The sequence below is a fragment of the Kribbella sp. CA-293567 genome, from assembly GCF_027627575.1.
Classification (GTDB): Bacteria; Actinomycetota; Actinomycetes; order Propionibacteriales; family Kribbellaceae; genus Kribbella.
In genome coordinates, this window is record NZ_CP114065.1 from 2107247 (window position 1) to 2123448 (window position 16202).

General features: G+C 68.4%; 15 protein-coding genes. 3 read left to right on the forward strand and 12 right to left on the reverse strand.

All coding sequences use genetic code 11. The features are described 5' to 3' along the window. The first annotated feature begins 16 nt into the window (after positions 1-16). A complete protein-coding gene (locus OX958_RS10235; protein ID WP_270137024.1) occupies positions 17-643 on the forward strand; it encodes a maleylpyruvate isomerase family mycothiol-dependent enzyme in 627 nt (208 codons plus the stop codon). Here OX958_RS10235 and OX958_RS10240 read toward each other — a convergent pair. Next, entirely contained in the window at positions 628-1587 is a 960-nt protein-coding gene (locus OX958_RS10240) for a LuxR C-terminal-related transcriptional regulator (protein WP_270137025.1), read from the reverse strand. The genes OX958_RS10235 and OX958_RS10240 overlap by 16 nt on opposite strands. Then, positions 1578-2789, reverse strand: a complete 1212-nt coding sequence (locus OX958_RS10245; protein ID WP_270137026.1) for a sensor histidine kinase — start codon at positions 2787-2789, stop codon at positions 1578-1580. The genes OX958_RS10240 and OX958_RS10245 overlap by 10 nt, the downstream gene beginning before the upstream one ends. A 132-nt stretch (positions 2790-2921) precedes the next feature. Between OX958_RS10245 and OX958_RS10250 the strand changes: the two genes are divergently transcribed. Both OX958_RS10250 and OX958_RS10255 read left to right on the forward strand, forming a co-directional pair. Further along, positions 2922-3602, forward strand: a complete 681-nt coding sequence (locus tag OX958_RS10250; RefSeq protein WP_270137027.1) for a DedA family protein — start codon at positions 2922-2924, stop codon at positions 3600-3602. A gap of 59 nt (positions 3603-3661) precedes the next feature. Continuing rightward, entirely contained in the window at positions 3662-4276 is a 615-nt protein-coding gene (locus tag OX958_RS10255) for an NADPH-dependent FMN reductase (protein WP_270137028.1), read from the forward strand. A gap of 93 nt (positions 4277-4369) precedes the next feature. Here the strand turns inward: OX958_RS10255 and OX958_RS10260 are convergent, their stop codons facing one another. The 10 genes from OX958_RS10260 to OX958_RS10305 form a co-directional block, all read right to left on the reverse strand. Further along, complete coding sequence (locus OX958_RS10260; protein ID WP_270137029.1) at positions 4370-6874, reverse strand: ABC transporter permease; 2505 nt, start codon at positions 6872-6874, stop codon at positions 4370-4372. Further along, positions 6871-7692 carry an ABC transporter ATP-binding protein gene (locus OX958_RS10265; RefSeq protein ID WP_270137030.1) on the reverse strand — a complete coding sequence of 274 codons (822 nt, stop codon included), beginning with the start codon at positions 7690-7692 and terminating at the stop codon, positions 6871-6873. Before OX958_RS10265 ends, OX958_RS10260 begins: the two co-directional genes overlap by 4 nt. A gap of 93 nt (positions 7693-7785) precedes the next feature. Further along, entirely contained in the window at positions 7786-8976 is a 1191-nt protein-coding gene (locus OX958_RS10270; protein WP_270137031.1) for a condensation domain-containing protein, read from the reverse strand. Next, positions 8973-10010, reverse strand: coding sequence for a hypothetical protein (locus tag OX958_RS10275; protein WP_270137032.1), 1038 nt, complete (start codon positions 10008-10010; stop codon positions 8973-8975). The genes OX958_RS10270 and OX958_RS10275 overlap by 4 nt, the downstream gene beginning before the upstream one ends. Further along, a complete protein-coding gene (locus OX958_RS10280) occupies positions 10007-10903 on the reverse strand; it encodes a phosphotransferase family protein (RefSeq protein WP_270137033.1) in 897 nt (298 codons plus the stop codon). Before OX958_RS10280 ends, OX958_RS10275 begins: the two co-directional genes overlap by 4 nt. Next, entirely contained in the window at positions 10900-11850 is a 951-nt protein-coding gene (locus tag OX958_RS10285) for a Gfo/Idh/MocA family protein (protein ID WP_270137034.1), read from the reverse strand. Before OX958_RS10285 ends, OX958_RS10280 begins: the two co-directional genes overlap by 4 nt. After that, the gene (locus tag OX958_RS10290; RefSeq protein ID WP_270137035.1) at positions 11840-13072 is read right to left on the reverse strand and encodes a hypothetical protein; all 1233 of its coding nucleotides are present in this window, start codon (positions 13070-13072) and stop codon (positions 11840-11842) included. Before OX958_RS10290 ends, OX958_RS10285 begins: the two co-directional genes overlap by 11 nt. Positions 13073-13212: 140 nt before the next feature. Next, the gene (locus OX958_RS10295; protein ID WP_270137036.1) at positions 13213-13467 is read right to left on the reverse strand and encodes an acyl carrier protein; all 255 of its coding nucleotides are present in this window, start codon (positions 13465-13467) and stop codon (positions 13213-13215) included. Between the two features lies 1 nt (position 13468). Continuing rightward, positions 13469-14644 carry a radical SAM protein gene (locus OX958_RS10300; protein ID WP_270137037.1) on the reverse strand — a complete coding sequence of 392 codons (1176 nt, stop codon included), beginning with the start codon at positions 14642-14644 and terminating at the stop codon, positions 13469-13471. A 10-nt stretch (positions 14645-14654) separates the two neighbouring features. Further along, positions 14655-16124, reverse strand: coding sequence for an MFS transporter (locus OX958_RS10305; protein ID WP_270137038.1), 1470 nt, complete (start codon positions 16122-16124; stop codon positions 14655-14657). Positions 16125-16202 lie beyond the last annotated feature (78 nt).

The window sequence follows — 16202 nt, forward strand, 5'->3', positions numbered from 1 at the left end:
TTCTGGAGGATGCGTCATGGAGGCCGAACAGATCTGGCGGTACGTCGACGCGGAGCGCGCCGCCTTGGCCGAGGTGCTCGCCGGGCTGACCGAGGCCGAGTGGTCGGCGCCGTCGGTCTGTCCGGGGTGGACGGTGCGGGAGGTCGCGGCGCACGTGATCTCGTCCCCGCAGGCGCGGGTGCTCCCGGTCCTCGGCGGGATGGTTCGGGCGCGCGGGGATTTCAACCGGTTCGTGTTCGAGGAGGCGCGGCGGGCGGGGGCGCGGTGCTCGGGGGAGGAGATCGTCGCGCAGTACTCGCGGTTCGCCGGGTCGCGGCGGCGTCCGCTCGGTACCACGGTCGTTGATCCGCTGCTGGACGTGCTGGTTCATACCCAGGACATCGTGCTGCCACTCGGCCGGTCGCACGAGATGCCCGTCGAAGCGGCGGTGGTCGCGGCGGACCGGGTGTGGAGGAAGTCGTTTCCTTTCCGGGCTCGTCAGCGGTTGGCCGGCGTCAGATTGGTTGCCTCTGACATCGATTGGTCGGTGGGTGCTGGGGATGAGATCCGCGGACCGGTGGCTGGGTTGCTGCTGTTGCTGACTGGGCGGCGGCCGGAGCGGCTGACCGGGACGGGCATCGAGCGGCTTCAGGTGCCGAGGTAGCGGAGGATGGCGAGGACCCTTCGGCTGTAGCCGGAGACGTGGTTGAGCTCGAACTTGTCGAAGATCGAGTTGATGTGTTTCTCGACCGCGCTCTGGGAGATGAAGAGCTGGTCGGCGATGGTCGCGTTGACCTGGCCCTCGGCCATCGCTGCCAGTACGTCGTGCTCGCGCGGGGTCAGGCGACTGAGTGGATCGGTGTGGGTGGTGCGAGCCAGGAGTTGCCGGATCATCTCGGGATCGAAGGCGACGCCGCCGGTTCCGACCCGCTCCAGCGCTTGCAGAAACTCCTCGATGCGCATCACCCGGTCCTTCAGCAGATACCCGACGCGGTCCTGACCGGAGGTGATCAGCTCGGTCGCGTAGGCCTTCTCCACGTACTGCGAGAGCACGAGCACGCCGACCGTTGGCCACTTCTGCCGGATGGTCAGGGCGGCCCGGATGCCTTCGTCGGTATGGGTCGGGGGCATGCGGACGTCGATCACCACCACGTCGGGCAAGGCGGTAATGGGAACGCCGGATGCGCCCGATGCGCCGGCGATTGCGCCGGGCGGGCTGGCGTCGGCGTCTGGGGTGGTGCCAGGTGCGCCAGCGCCAGCGCCAATGCTCGTGCTCGTGCCAGTGCTCGTGCCAGTGCCAGTGCCCGTGCCAGTGCCAGTGCTCGTGCCAGTGCTGGTGCCAGTGCCCGTGCCAGTGCCAGTGCCAGTCCCAGTGCTGGTGCCCGTGCCCGTGCTGGTGCCCGTGCCAGCGCCAGCGCCGATGTCGACGCTGGTGTCGGCGCTGGTGTCGGCGCTGATGCCGGCATCAGGCGCGGCCAGGGCCTCGATCGCTGCCAGCAGGGACTCGGCGTCGCCGACCGAGGCGAGCACCTCGTGGCCTTCCTCCAGCAAGACCAGATCCAGGCCGGCGCGGAGCAGGACGTGGTCTTCGGCGAGCATCACCCGCATGGCAGCTCCGCTCTCACGATGGTCGGGCCGCCGACGGGGCTGTCGACGGTGAAGAGTCCGTCGCCGGCGGCGACTCGTCCTGCCAGGCCTGCAAGGCCGCGACCGGCCGGATCAGCACCGCCGCCGCCGTTGTCGGAGACGCAGACGACCAATCGGCCCGATCCCGTCCGTTGGTTTTGGTCGTGGTTGTCCGGCGAATCGGCGCTCCGGGCGAGGCTGACCTTCAGTTCGGTGGCGCCGGAGTGCTTTGCCGCGTTGGTGACGGCCTCGGAGACCACGAAGTAGGCGACTGTCTCGACGGCGACCGGCGGTCGCTCGGACAGGTCGTAGTGCAGTGTCACCGGGATGCTCGATCGCTCCGCCAGTACTGCGATGACGTCACGCAGCCCGAGCTGGTCGAGCACCGTCGGGTACACCCGCCAGGCGACCTCGCGCAGGTCGTCCAGCGCTTGCTCGGATGCCTCGTGCGCCTGCCGCACAAGCTCCGCGGCGCGGGCCGGATCGTCGGCCCGCCGGGCACGGCTGAGCAGCAGCCCGAGCGCGACCAGACGTTGTTGCACCCCGTCGTGCAGGTCGCGCTCGATCCGGCGGCGTTCGTCGTTGACCACCTCGACCACCTCGGCCCGGCTGAGGGTCAGCTCGGACACGCGTCGCGCGAGCAGTTCCTCCGTCGACGGAGCCAGGTAGCGCCGGGCCAATCGCGCGTCCAGGACCGGCACGCCGACGATGCCCATCACGTTCAGATAGAGCAGGACGAGCCCTGGGACAGCGACGACGGCGAGCGAGGAGACGGTGACCCGGCCGCCGTCCTCGAGGAACGCCCAGTGCCCGTTCAGGACGAAGGCCGAGAGCATCGAGACGGCCACGATCAAGCCGAGCAGGAGCAGCAGCAGGACGAAGCCGCCGAGCATGCCGATCGGCCAGCGCCGGGAGATGTAGCGGAAGGCCGCGCGGTCGGAGTACGGGCCGAGGTCGGGCAGTTGGTGGAAGCCGGTCAGCCGTCGCTGCTCCAGCGCCGCGAGCGGCCGGGCCCAGCGATGGACGAAACCGACCACCCGCGGCCGGGAGCGGGGCACCGCGATCACCGGCAACAGGCCGATCGCGGAGATCACCAGGAAGGCGAGCTCCACCCAGGCCAGCATCGCGCCGAGCACGACCCCCGCCAGGGTCGTCCCCGCTCGCATTACCAGGCGATTCCGCATGCGGGCCACGTTAGTGGACACAGGACGGCAGCGGACTGTGGTTTTCCACAGTTCTGTACTGTGGGAGAGCCGAGGAAACACGACGGTCGACCGCAGGGTGCGCGAAAGGTTCGCGGACCTAGTGTCGACGCCATGACCCCGACGAACCAGGTGATGATGAGCGCACTTGCGCAGGCAACGCAGCAACCGACCGACGGTGTGGCCGGCTGGGCCATCGAGATGATGGAGAAGCTGGGCGCCCCGGGCGCGGGGCTTGCCGTGGCGCTCGAAAACCTCTTTCCGCCACTGCCCAGCGAGGTGATCCTGCCGCTGGCCGGGTTCGCGGCCAACCGGGGTGATCTCGGGCTGGTCAGCGCCATTATCTTCACGACCCTCGGGTCGGTCGTCGGCGCCCTGGCGCTGTACGGCGTCGGCGCCCTGCTGGGCCGTGACCGGACGCGCGCGCTGATCGGGCGCCTGCCGCTGGTCAAGCTGGAGGACGTCGACAAGGCGGAGGACTGGTTCAACCGGCACGGCGCCAAGGCGGTGCTGTTCGGCCGGCTGGTGCCGGTCGTCCGGAGCATGATCTCGGTCCCGGCCGGAGTCGAGCGGATGGCGCTGCCGTTGTTCCTGGCGCTGACGGCGTTCGGGAGTCTCGTCTGGAACTCGGCGCTGATCATCGCCGGGTATGCGCTGGGCGAGAAGTGGCACGTGGTGGAGTCGTCGGTCGGGGTGCTGCAATACGTCGTTCTGGCCGGCGCCGTGGGCGCGGTGACGTGGTTCGTGGTTGTCAAGATCAGGTCCAGAAGTTCAGCAGATGAGAAAGTCGAGTAGCCAGCTCGACTTTGGCTAGGCTCGAGACCTCACTTCCGAACCTCAGGAGTCGCGTCCCGATGCCTTCAGCCGCCTTCGAGCCGAGGCTCGTTCCCGATTTGCCGGTCTGGCCGCAATCCGTCGTCACCGTGGTGGGGAATCCCAAACCGGGCTCCCGCACCGCCGCGGCGGCTGCTTCTGTCGCGGAGCTGCTCGCCTCCGAGCTCGGTACGCCGTACCGGATCGACGAACTGGTGGACCTGGTCACTTTCGCCCCGGCCATCTTCCAGGGGGACGACGCGGCCGAGAAGGACCGCGAAGCGCTGGAGAGCGCGATCGAGCTGGTCTCGTCGGCCTCGGTGATCATCCTGGCCACGCCGGTCTACAAAGGCAGCTACACCGGACTGCTGAAGAGCTTCCTCGACGTGCTGCCGCATCAGGCGCTGGCCGGTTCGGTGGTGGTGCCGGTGACGGTATCAGCGGCAGCGAGCCACAAACTGCTGGCCGATCTGCATCTGCGTCCGGTTCTCGCCGAGCTCGGTGCCAGTGTGCCGACGCCGCCGGTCACGCTGGAAGAGAAGGACTTCGAGGACCTGCAGCTGCCCGTCTCGGCGTGGCTTCGCAAGCACGCCGCCTTGATCCAGGCGACCACCATCGCCCTGCAGCCGGTCGCCGAGCCGATCCCGGCCCACTAGGCGTGTGTCCCTGGCTCGTCGAACAGTTCTGGGGCTTCAGCAGGTGGTTTCCTGCTGAAGCCCCAGTTCCTCGCTGAGGTGCTGCCGCCGGTGTCAGTCGGCGCGGGCAGCGGCCTCGGCGGGGCGGGTGGCCAGCGACTTGGTGGCCGGGATCAGCGTGGAGAGCATCGTCAGCACGAAGGCGATGGCGATGATCACCAGGTAGATCCAGATCGGTCCGCTGGGAGCCGCGGAGGTGGAGACCGCCGCGGCGTAGGGCAGCAGCGTGGCCAGCGCGACCAGCGTGCCCAGGACGATGCCGGCCACGGCGACCAGGACACCTTCGGTGGAAAGCATCCGGAGGACCTGGGCTCGAGTCGAGCCGGTCAGCCGCTGAAGTCCGAACTCGCGGCGCCGGCGAACCGTCGCCGAGGCGAGCGTGTTGACGACCGAGACGGCGGTGTAGGCGATCAGCATGCCGACCAGCAGGTAGTTGATCCAGGCCTGGGTTTGCAGGTCCTCGCCGTTGCCGGCGATCAACGCCTCCCGATCAGCGACCTGTACGCCGGGAGTCGCCGCCGCCAACTTGCTGAGAGCCGGTCCGATCGAGGCGCCGGGCTCGGCTCGCACCAGGATCTGCGGGGCCAGCCGGTTGGTCGTGTGAGCGGCGACCAGATCAGCGGGGAGCACGATGCTCTCGTAGCCACGCTCGGCGGCGAAGGTGGCGACGACGCGCAGCTCCACCGGCGTACCGTCGCCGAGCGTCATCTTGATCGCTGTCCCGACGTGACGATCGATCTTGTCCGCCACCCGGTCGGGCAGGGCGACCGTGTTGCCGGTCAGTCCTTCGAGGGAGCCCGAGGTCAGCCGAACCGGCGCCGTACCGTCCTCGCCCTGAGGTGAGACGCCTTGCAGGAGTGCGCCTTCTTCGTCGAAGGGGGCATGCCGCGGCTCGTCGATGACGCCCAGGCTGGTGACGTACTCGGAAGCGCTCGCGACGCCAGGCAACGCCTGCACCTTGGGCAGCAGCGTCGGTGAGAGACCGGCAGCAGCCGAGACGAGTACCGCGTCAGCACGGAGGTCCTTGGTGAAAGCCTTCTCGGACGCGTCCACGTTGGTGGTCTGCATGTAGATGTTGGCGGTGGCGATCCCCACGGCCAGCATGACCGGCATCACCGCGGCGGACATCGCGACGGACCGGGCTGTCACGTTGAGGATCGCGAGCCGGCCGTTCACCCGGGTGACGGCGTACAAGGGCCAGCGGACGATCGAGAGCACGGCCTTGGTGACCAGCGGGCCGAGGGCGGCGAGACCGATCGCCCAGCAGAGCACCGCGGGACCGGCAGTCGCGCCGGCCAGCGGACCGGTCATGACGGTGGCCGTGATGATCATCAGGGCCAGGCCGCCGCTGACGAAGAGCACTCCGGTGATCAGCCGCGGCCAGCTGAACCACTTGGCCTGGAGCGACGCCTCGACCAGCGCCTCGACCGGGCGGATCCTGGCCGACCGGCGGGAGGCCATCAGGCCGGCGCCGATCGCGGCCAGTACCGCGGCACCCGCGCCGGCCGCGAACGGGATCAGGCCTTGATAAAAGGTCACGTCCGGCGACGCGACCCCGTTGGCGGAGAGCCGTTCGAGGAGGAACCGGCCGAGCAGCGCGCCGGGGAGAACGCCGACCAGGACCGCGGGCAGCGAGACCAGCATCGCCTCGCCGAGGATCATCCGCCGGACCTGGCCGGGGGTGGTCCCGATACTGCGCAGCAACGCGAACTCGCGCTGCCGGTGCTGCGCGGCCAGGGCCAGCGTCGAGGCGACCACGAACATCATCGTCATGGTCGCGATCCCACCGAACGACCCCGCGACCGAGATCAGCATGACCTTCTTGACCGCCACGTCCGGGTGCTCGACCTCGCCCCGGTCGAGACCGGTCATCGCCGAGATGTCGGCGGTTGCCTCGATCTTCTTCTGCAACGCCTCCAGGTCGGTGCCCGGAGCAACCAGTACGCCGAGCGCCGCGGCCCGGCCCGGCCGGTTGGCGATACGGCTCGCCTCGTCGTCGGAGAAGAACGTGTGCCCGGCCGGTCCGGCTGCGATCCCGCTGACGGTGAAGGCGGTCTGCTGGCCACCGACCAGCAGGTTCACCTTGCCGCCGACCTTGGCGTCGAGCTGCTTCGCGGTCGTCTCGTCCAGTACGACGTCGCCGTTGCTCGGCGCGGTACCGGAGGTGAGGCGGAACGGAGCCAGGACTGCCGAGGCCCAGTTGTGGCCTTCACCTTGGTTGAAGCCTTGGTTCAAGGTGACCGGCGCGGGAAAGGTCTGGTCGCCGATGACGTCGGTAACGCCTTCCAGCGAACGGATCTGGGCTGCCACCGACTCGGGGACGCCGACCTGCTCGGTGAGCGGGGTCGGGTCCTCCTCGCCAGGGCGATGGTGGCTGAGGTCGCCGGTGACCACGATCGGAGCACCGGCGAGCCGCTCCGGAGCGACGTTGGAGCGGATACCGGTCTCCATCAGCCCGCCGCAGGCGAGCACGATCGCCGTACCGAAGACGACGGCGATGAACGTGGCGAGGAAACCGCTCTTGCGGTAGCGCAGTGTGCGGACGGCCAGACGCATCATCGCCCGACCGCCCCGGTGGCGAGGGCGTCCGCGGCGGTGTGAGAGTTGCGGGCCGCGCGAGCGCGGGCGCCGAGATGAGTGAGCCGGTCGGCGACCTGCTCGGCGGTCGGCGAGAGCAGGCTGCCCGCCAGCACGCCGTCGGCCAGGAAGACCACCTGGTCGGCGTACGAGGCCGCGACGGGGTCGTGGGTCACCATCACGACGGTCTGGCCCTGGGTACGGACCGGCTCGCGGAGCAGGTCGAGCACGTCGGCGGCGGTCTGGGTGTCCAGTGCGCCGGTCGGTTCGTCGGCGAAGATGACCGCGGGCCGCGCGACCAGGGCGCGGGCGATCGCGACGCGCTGCTGCTGACCGCCGGACAGCTCGCCCGGACGGCTCTTGTGCTTCCCGCTGAGGCCGACGCGGTCGAGAACCTCGCGGACGGCGGCCTTGTTCGCGCGGCGGCCGTCGAGCTCCTGCGGAAGGGTGACGTTCTGCCAGACCGTCAGCGCGGGCAGCAGGTTGAACGACTGGAAGACGAAGCCGATCCGCTCGCGGCGCAGCTCGGTGAGCTGCCGCTCGTTCAGGCCGGCCAGCGGTACGTCGTCGATCGCGACGGTGCCCGAGGTCGGCCGGTCGAGTCCGGCCGCGCAGTGCAGGAAGGTGCTCTTGCCCGAACCCGACGGCCCCATCACGGCGGTGAACGTGCCGCGCGCGAAGCTGATGCTGATGCCGTCGAGCGCGGTGACGGCGTTGCCGCCCTTGCCATAGACCCGGCGTACGTCGCTCAGCACGACCGAGTCGTTCGACCTGCTGAACTGTTCCTGCTTGCGCCTCATGGCTGACCCCTCATAGCTGTCCGACTGACGGAGTCGACGCTACGGAGACGCGGCCGCGCTCCCCAGGGAGCTGAGCAGCCTCAAGGGGTAGTGCTAGCTCCCCTCTTCGTGGAGGAGATAACTGCGGAACCCTGTCCGCACCTGATGCACCAGCGGTTCACTCCAGTCGGTGCCGTCGGCACTGAAGTGGCCTGTGAGTACGCCGTCCGTCCTGGTGCGTACCCGGATCGCGAGCGCGTCGGCCAGCCCTGTGTCCTTCGGCCCGGCTGCTGCGGTCACTACTGCGTTGACCGGCCCGAAGGCGAAGCCTGCAGGCCACTGCTGCGGGACGTACTCGAAGAACGGCGTCCGCTGCGGGCTGTCGACGGTCTCGTAGATCTGCGCGTTCGGGTAGCGCGAGTAGCGGCTGCAGCCGACTACTGCTTCCCGCATGGCACCTACGTCGGCGTCCAGCGAGCCGCTGCCTCTGGGGATGGCCAGGTAGGAAGGCACGATGCAGGGGCCGAGCACCTGCTGCCACTCAGGTCGGTCGCGCTTACCGAAGAGAGTGGTGAACAGCAACGTGTCACCCGGTCCTACCTGGGGCTCCATCCCGTGGGCGAGCGCGGCCAGGTAGGTGACGAGCGGCGTACTGCGGTGTCGTCGGGTCAGCTCCTCGACTCGGGAGACCTCAGTGGGGTCCAGCAGGTCGTCGCGGAAGGCCAGGGCCTCGGCAGGCTGCGTGGGGGAGGTGCTGTTGGGTTGTGGGCAGATCTTGGCGTCCCGCACTCGTGAGTTCCACCAGTTGATGGCGTCGGCGCGAGTACGGCGTACGTGCTCGGCCTCGGCTGTCGCGTACTCCCTGTACTGCGCAACTGGTGGCGGCACGGCGTCACCAGCCAGTGCGGCCGTATAGAGGACTGCTAGCTCGCTGACTGTCTCCCAGAGAGTTGCTGGGTCAGACACCAGGTGATGGAGGTGCAGCGCAAGCTGATTGCCGGCTAGGCGCAGCCGGATCGGCCGGTCGAGTTCTACCGGTGCATGCGAACTGAGCTCGGTGACTAGCTCCAGGGCGGAGCGGGGCTCGGAGTGGATCAGTTGGAGGCGCTCGTCGAGCACCTCCGTGCGCAGTACCTCGTGGCGTTGCTGCAGTTGGTGAAAGGCGTCGGCCAGGAGGTCTGCGCGCAGTTCGCCGTCCAGGGCGAGTACTGCGTTCATGGTGAACCACGGGCCCTTGGCGAAGCCGGGACGGCGTTCGTCCATCTCCAGGGCGAAGGTCTGCCACAGCGAGGTCGGGACGTTCACAGCAGCGCCTGCGAGTAGTCGGGGACGTCGGCCGCGAGCAGAGCTTCGTGCAGGTCTGCCAGCACCTCCACTGCGAACCCCTTCTGCTGCCACTGCTCGAAGGAGATCCCGAAGCCCAGCTCAATCCACAGGTCGGCGTTGCGCTGCTCGTGAGCGCCGAACGGCTCCAGCAGTACTGCCGGAGTCGCAGACCACAGTGAGTCGAGCAGCGTGCCACCGCCTGGCTTGCTCACTGTCGCCAGTGCCCGGCGACACAGGTCGAAGGAGCCGTGGTGCCCAGTGCGTTGGTGGTAGCTGGTCGGGCGGCCGGTGACCACCTCCCCGAAGGGCGGGTAGCCGTCATCGAGCCAGGGGTGCCAATCGGGATCGATCATGAAGTAGCGGACGCCGCCGGTGGAGAGGTCGCGGTCCTCGTACGCGATCATGTCGAGCTCGAAGCCGGCTTGAAGCAGGTCGCCGGCGCGCTCGCGGTACGTACCCATGCCCCAGCCGCCACCGTGTACAAGAAGCCGCTGGTTCCGGTCGCTCCACGGAACCGGCTGGTCGCGGCTGACCGGGATACTGCAGGGGATGGTCAGGTTGTCGGCGTCTGCCAGCCAGATGTGCCGCACGGGCAGGGAAGTCGGACCGGCTTTGTCGAACGAGGGTGACTGCACCGAATCCACGTGGCAGACATCGACGGGCACTTCGCCGTACTGCGCCGCGTAGCGCTCGACCAGCGGGAGCCAGAAGCCGGAGAAGACGACGAACCGGCTCACTTGTCGCTCGCGCCAACTCTCCAGCAATGCGATGACGGCGGCCTCCTCGGTGGAGACGGAGGCGTCGCGGGCGAGCTGCTGTCCGGCCAGGGCGACCCGGAAGTTGCGATGGAAGGCCTGCTTGGAGCGGGCCGTGGTGGTGAGAGTTTCGGGTGGCATCAGGCGCTCGAGGACGGAGACGTTCGCCGCCCCGCCTTGCTCCTGGACGCGGTCGGCGAGGAGCAGGCCGGGGACGTGGACGCCGAGCGCGACGCCGGAGGTCAGGACCTCGATCACAGTCGGTCCAGCTCTTTGTTCAAGTGCCGAAGAATCAGTTGGAGCATCGCGTCGTGGTCGGGGCCGGCGTAGCCCCGCGGGGTGCCCTCGATCAGCATGATCAGGTAGAGGTAGATGCGGTAGAGCGACAGGGTCTCGCCGGGATCCAGGGCGCCGTAGCCGGCCAGCAGATCGGCGTCCACCGAAGTGCTGAACAAGGTGAGCGAGACGAACTCGGCGACCGGGTCGCCCCAGAAGGCGCGCTCGCCGTCGACCAGGCCGGTGATCCGGCCGTCCTCGACCAGGATGTTGCCGTCCCAGAGGTCGAAGTGGATCAGCCGGGGCGTCCGGACCGCGTCGAGAAGATCGAAGCGTTCGAGGACGAGCTGGCGGAGCTGCTCCGGCGGTCGCGGGAGCTTCACGCCGAAGCGGCTGGCATCGGCGAGGACGTCGTCGATCATCGACAGGAAAGCCGCGCTCCAGGTGGGAACCAGACCCTTCTGTGGGTAGCCGAATCCGGGGCCGGTCACCTCGTGCAGGGTCGAGACGATGCCGCCCAGTTCACGCCGCAGCACGGCTCGCTCGGCACCGGTCACCGCCTGCATCGTCGTACCGGGCAGGGCGGTCATCAGCAGGTGGTCATCGCCGGAGTGCACGACCTCGGGAACGGGCGCCTTGCCGCGAGCTGCTTCGTAGAAGAGCGCTTCGGTCCGGATCAGGTCCTTCTCGTAGGTCAGCACCGGCGCCGCGGGATCGGGCGAAACCTTCAGAACGAGGTCAGCACCGATCCGGTAGACGGTGTTGAAGGTTCCCTCGGTCAGCTCGGTGATCTCGAGATCGCCGTCGGTGTCGACTCCGGCTTGGTTCAGGACTTCGTTCAAGGCCTGTGCATCGAGGTGGCGTTTGTTGCTCATCCGTTCTCCTTGCGGCGGCGGGCGTCGGCGTAGATCTCGTCCATCAGGATGATCCGCGGTACTGCGGCCGCCAGGTCGTCGGTGGAGCTGTCGAGGATCCGGGCCAGCTGGCGCTCGTAGTACGCGATCGCGGGAAAGCTGATCACCCGGCGGTCGCCGTCGGACGGGGTGACGATCAGGTTCAGTGGGACGGCGCCGGCGACCGGGCGGAGGAAGTTCCGCAGCTTGACCGTGGCGCGCTCGAAGGTAAAGACGTGCTCCGAGACGTGCTGGCTGCCGACACCGGCGGTCAGGGTCGCCTCCACACCGGTTGCCCAGCGCAACGATGCCTCGAACGACCGGTCGACGCCGTTGGGGCCGTCGAACTCCGACCGGCCCTCAGCGATGACAGGATCCAGGCCGATCGTCGCCTGGACGGCCTGCAGCCAGTAGCTCGCCACGTCGAAGAAGATGCCGCCGCCCAGCTCCGGCCGGTCACGGTATCCGCCAGGCTCGGGGACGGCGAACGTCACCCGAGTGGTTGCCCCGAGCAACGGGCCGTGGGGCTCTTCGTGGACGAAGTCGTGAACGGTCTCCTGCCAGGGGTGGTCCATGGTCGCGACCGCCTCGAACACCTTCACGTCGGTGGCGGCGAACGACAGTTCGGCGGCCTCGTCGGCGGTGAGGCACAGCGGCTTCTCGACGATCACGTGCTTGCCGGCGACGGCGGCGCGAACGGCCCAGCGGTGATGGGCGGAGTTGTGCAGAGAAATGTAGACGGCGTCGACTTCCGGATCGGCCAGCAGCGCCGCGTAGGTCTCGTGCACGACCGGGATCCGGTGCCTGCTGGCGTACTCCTTGGCGCGGACGGGGTCGCTCGCGGCGACGGCTCTGACGCCGGCACCCTGGTCGAGCAGGGTGCGTTCGGCGATCCCGGTGGCTCCGATCAAGCCGATCTCAAGCGGCATCGGTCATCCCTCGTGGTGTCAGGCCGGCCGAGATCACTTCGGTCAGCAGGCGTTGCCGCCAGCGGTGGAGCTCACCGGCGGCGCAGAAGATGGCGACGTGAACGCGACCACCGGGGGCCGTCAGGGTGCTCCCGTTGAGCACCGTGACGCCCGGCCGGGCGCTGCCGTCGTACCGGATGTTGCCGAAGGCATCGAGCACGTTGTCGACGGTGCCGCCGGGAGCGAGGTTGAGTTCCAGTTGCCAGAGGTGGCCGGTCAGACCGTACTGCGTGGCCCGGCGGTCGAGGTGGATGGCCAGCAGGCCGAGGGATTGGCGGGCATTGATCTCCAGGATGGGGATCAAGGTGCCGTCGTCGAGGAGCATGGAGTCGATGCCGACGGGACCCCAGTAGCCCGCGGCGGTGAGCGAGGGCAGCACCTCGGCCACAGTCTCGGCGTACCAGCCGTGGTCGATCAGGGTCGCGCAGGCCGGGCTGGAACCGAAGTGACGGAAGCCGCGGTTCGTCATCTGCTGGATGCCGAGGAACTCCCAGCTGCCGTCGCGGTCGAGGTCGAAGTGGCCGGAGATGTCGTGGCGCTTGTGGAACTTCTCCTGGACGACGAGTTCGACGCGGCGGCCGTCGGCGACCTGCCGGCGCAGTACTCGCTCGATCGCTTTGAGGACGCCGGGGGAGGGGACCTCGAGCAGGGCGCGGCCGGAGACGCCGTACGGGTCCTTGATCAAAGCCTTGAACTTAGTAGCCGTAACGGCGTCGACCAGGTCGTCGACGCTGCGGGCGAGCCGGCCGGCGCCGGGCAGACCGAGTTGCCGGACCAGTTCGTTGGACCACGATTTCGAGTTGACCTGGGCAACCACCTCCGGGGTCGGCAACTGCTGCTCGGCCAGCGTCCAGGTGTCCGGCAGGACGGCGTACGGCGTGATGGTGGCGCCGCGGATGTCGTTCATCACGTGCTGGTCGGCCAGGATGTGCCGCTCGATCGGTCCCGGGCCGGGATCGCCCAGCGCCAGGTGATCGAACCGGGTGCCGAAGGCGGCGGCCAGCCCTTCGCGGACAGCAGTGTTCATCGGCCGTCGGGTGATCAGCAGGTCGCCCGTCTGGCAGAAGCCGGCCAGTAGCTCGTCCATGGCGTCGACGGCGGGATCGCCGGCGCCACCGCCGATCGCCGGCAGCGCGGCGAGGTCGGCGGGGCGCCACCAGGACTCGGCGTCGAACGTTCCCAACCGGACGACCCGTCCACGGCCGCGGCCGGCCAGTTCGCGGCCGGCCGGCTCGCGTCTGGCTGGCTCGCGTCTGGCTGGCTCGCGTCTGGCGGGCTCGCGTCCGGCGGGCGGGGCCGGGTCGTCAGGTCCTAGGTGGTCGGTCATTGCACCGGCGCGGCCAGGCGGGCGACGAAGGTGCTGAACTGGCGGACCGAGCGGAGATCGTCCAGCTGAAGGCTGGGATAGTCGAGTTCCAGGTCGAACTCGTCCTCGATCGCCAGCAGGAAGGTGATGGTCTGCAGCGAGTCGAGGCCGTACTGCTCGACCAGGTCCGCCTCCGGCCCGATCTCCTCGGCGGTGACGCCGTTGTCCAGCACCCGGGCCAGAACCACCTTGACGCGTTCTTCGATCTCCACCTCAGACTCCGTTCAGATAAAGGAGGATGCACTTCGAGCAGACCGGCATCATGCCGTTCTCGGACATGATCTGGCGGACCTGTTTGAACGACTCGCTCTGCCACAACTCGTTCACCGGCTGGTCGTAGAGGTTGCCGACCACGAACTCCGGAAAGAACTTGCAGGAGCTGACCGCGCCGTCGGCGTGCACCTCCATCCGGTTCGAGACCGCGAGGCATTTGCTGCGGTGCTGGGCCGGCCGCGACGTACCGAGGATGAAGTCGGTGACCTCGTCGTCCTCCAGTTGCGGCTGGTAGCGCAGCCGCACGTTCCAGGCGCGGGACGCCAGGCGGGTCATCGAGTCCCGCAACGCGGGCAGTTGGTCGGCGGGCAGTTGGTAGGTGTAGCTGTGCCAGGTCGGCTTCTTGGTGTCGGTGCTCGGCTTCAGCCAGGCGAAGGACTGCTCGTACAGCCGGTCCATCGACTCGGCCACCTCAGGGCTGATGTACCAGGGGAACTGGAAGTAGACGGTGTTCACGCCGAGCTCCTCGGCCCACTCCATGAACTCGTACATCTTGTGCACGGTGACGTGGCTGACCATGCACGACAGCGACAGCTCACCGTCCCACTCGCCCTTGCGCTTGAGATCCAGCATCAGCTGGATGTTCTCCATCGTGCGCTTGAAGGTGCCCCGGCCGCGGAGCGCCTCGTGGTCCTCGCCGAGTCCGTCCAGGCTGACCAGCAGGTTGAGGTTCTCGCCGATCTTCAGCAGGTCGTCGAGTTTGCGCTTGAACAGCAGGCCGTTGGTGCACATGTTGACGGTCCGCGGATACTTCACGAGTAAGTCCGCGACTTGATCGAACTTGGTGTGCATCAGCGGCTCGCCGCCCCAGAGGAACAGCTTCGAGCGGACCGGCGCCGTGGTGCGCAGGACGTCCTCGATCACCTCGAGGTCGAGCTCGGTCTTCTGCTTCTGGGCGCTGAAGTCACGGAAGAAGCCCTGCTCGTTCCACTGGTAGCAGTGGGTACAGCGCAGATTGCAGCGGTAGGTCAGCTGCAGGCTGACCTCCTGCGGCAGCGGAGCGGCGTAGCTGGGGTCCAGCAGCAGGTTCTTGCGGGCCTTCGAGCGGATGGACACGGTGTGTTTGATGTCCGCGAACTCTTTGGTGTTCAGCGTTCGGGTCGTAGTGGGGCGCATACGATCTCCCTCAGTTCTGACTGGCCTGGATCTGGCTGACGTTTCGGATCGACAGCACGCTGGCTCCCGCGATCACACCTCCCGTCGCGAGGACGAGGACGAGTCCGGTGGAGGTTCCGAGCCGGTCGCCCAGTACGCCGCCCGCGAGGCCGCCGGTGACGGCGCCGAGGGGGATGGTCGAGGACGTGATGGTCCGGGCGGTCGCGTGCACGCTGCTCTGCAGCGCGAGCGGGGTGAGGTGCTGACGGATGCTGGTGGTCAGGACGTTCCAGATCGGCGACCAGACCGAGGCGCAGACGCGGATCGCCACCAGGACGAGAGCGGGCGCGACGAGCAGACAGAGTGGGATCGCCAGCCAGCAGACGCCTTCCAGACCGGTCAGCAGGAGGGTGCGGTTGGTGCCGATCCGGGCGACCAGGCGGTTGGCGGCGAACGCGCCGAGCAGGCCGCCGATCGAGCCGGCGGCGATCAGGAGACCGCCTTGCAGGCTGGACAGGCCGAGCACGCGGTAGGCGAAGAGGAGGAGTACGGCGTCGACCATGCCGGTGCCGAAACTGCGGACGGCTGCTGCGGTCACCAGCGGTTTCAGCACGTTGTGGTCCATCACGAACCGGAAGCCGACAACTATGCGTCGCAGCATCGCTTGCGGCGATGGCGCGGCGGATGAGGCAGGGGAGACGGAGGACGCGGACGCAGCGGCGCCGGACTCCGCTTCGCTTAGTTCACGGGGTGGGAGGGCGCTGGAGTCCGCTTCGCTTAATTCACGGGGTGGGAGATTGGACTCCGCTTCACTCAGTTTGCGGGGTGGAAGGGCGTCGAACTCCGCTTCGCTTGGTTCACAGGGTGGGAGGCTGGACTCCGCTTCGCTCAGTTTGCGGGGTGGGACGGGACTGGGCTCGGTTGTTCGGACGCGGGTTCGGGCCAGGGCTGAGGCCAGGAACGGGAGGGCGCTCAGGAGGAGGCCGGCGTACGGGCCGGTGGTCTTGAGGGCCAGGCCGGCGAGGGCTGGGCCGATCAGTTTGGAGAGGCTGTCGGAGGCCTGCAGGTTCGCGTTGGCCGCGACGAGCGTGCCGGGGGTGGTGACGACCGGGAGGTAGGACTGGCCGGCTATGTCGACGAAGACAGTGGCAATGCCCGCGACGGCGACGACGATCAGCAGTTGGGGGACGGAGACCCAACCGGCCAAGGCAGCCAGCGGGACGGTGGCGAAGACCGCGAAGCGGATCAGTTCGCCGGTGATCATCACCTTGCGCCGGGGGACGTGGGTCAGGGCGGCGCCCGCGACCAGGCCCAGGGTGGGATAGGCGAGCCAGCCGATCGCGGACAGTACGCCGACCTCGGCGGAGGTGGCGTTCATGGTCAGGATCGCGATACTCGGAACGGCGAACCCGGTCAACCGGTCGCCGACGAAGCTGGCGGTCTGAGCACCCCAGTACCAGTGGAAGTCCGCCGTGGGCGGAGCTGTCACGTTCGTACGCACCGCACCTCCGACTCCCCAGCCGCCGTGTGTGCTGCCTGAAATGTCGCTTAGTTCAAGGTCTGAAATAAGCGGCTCGGC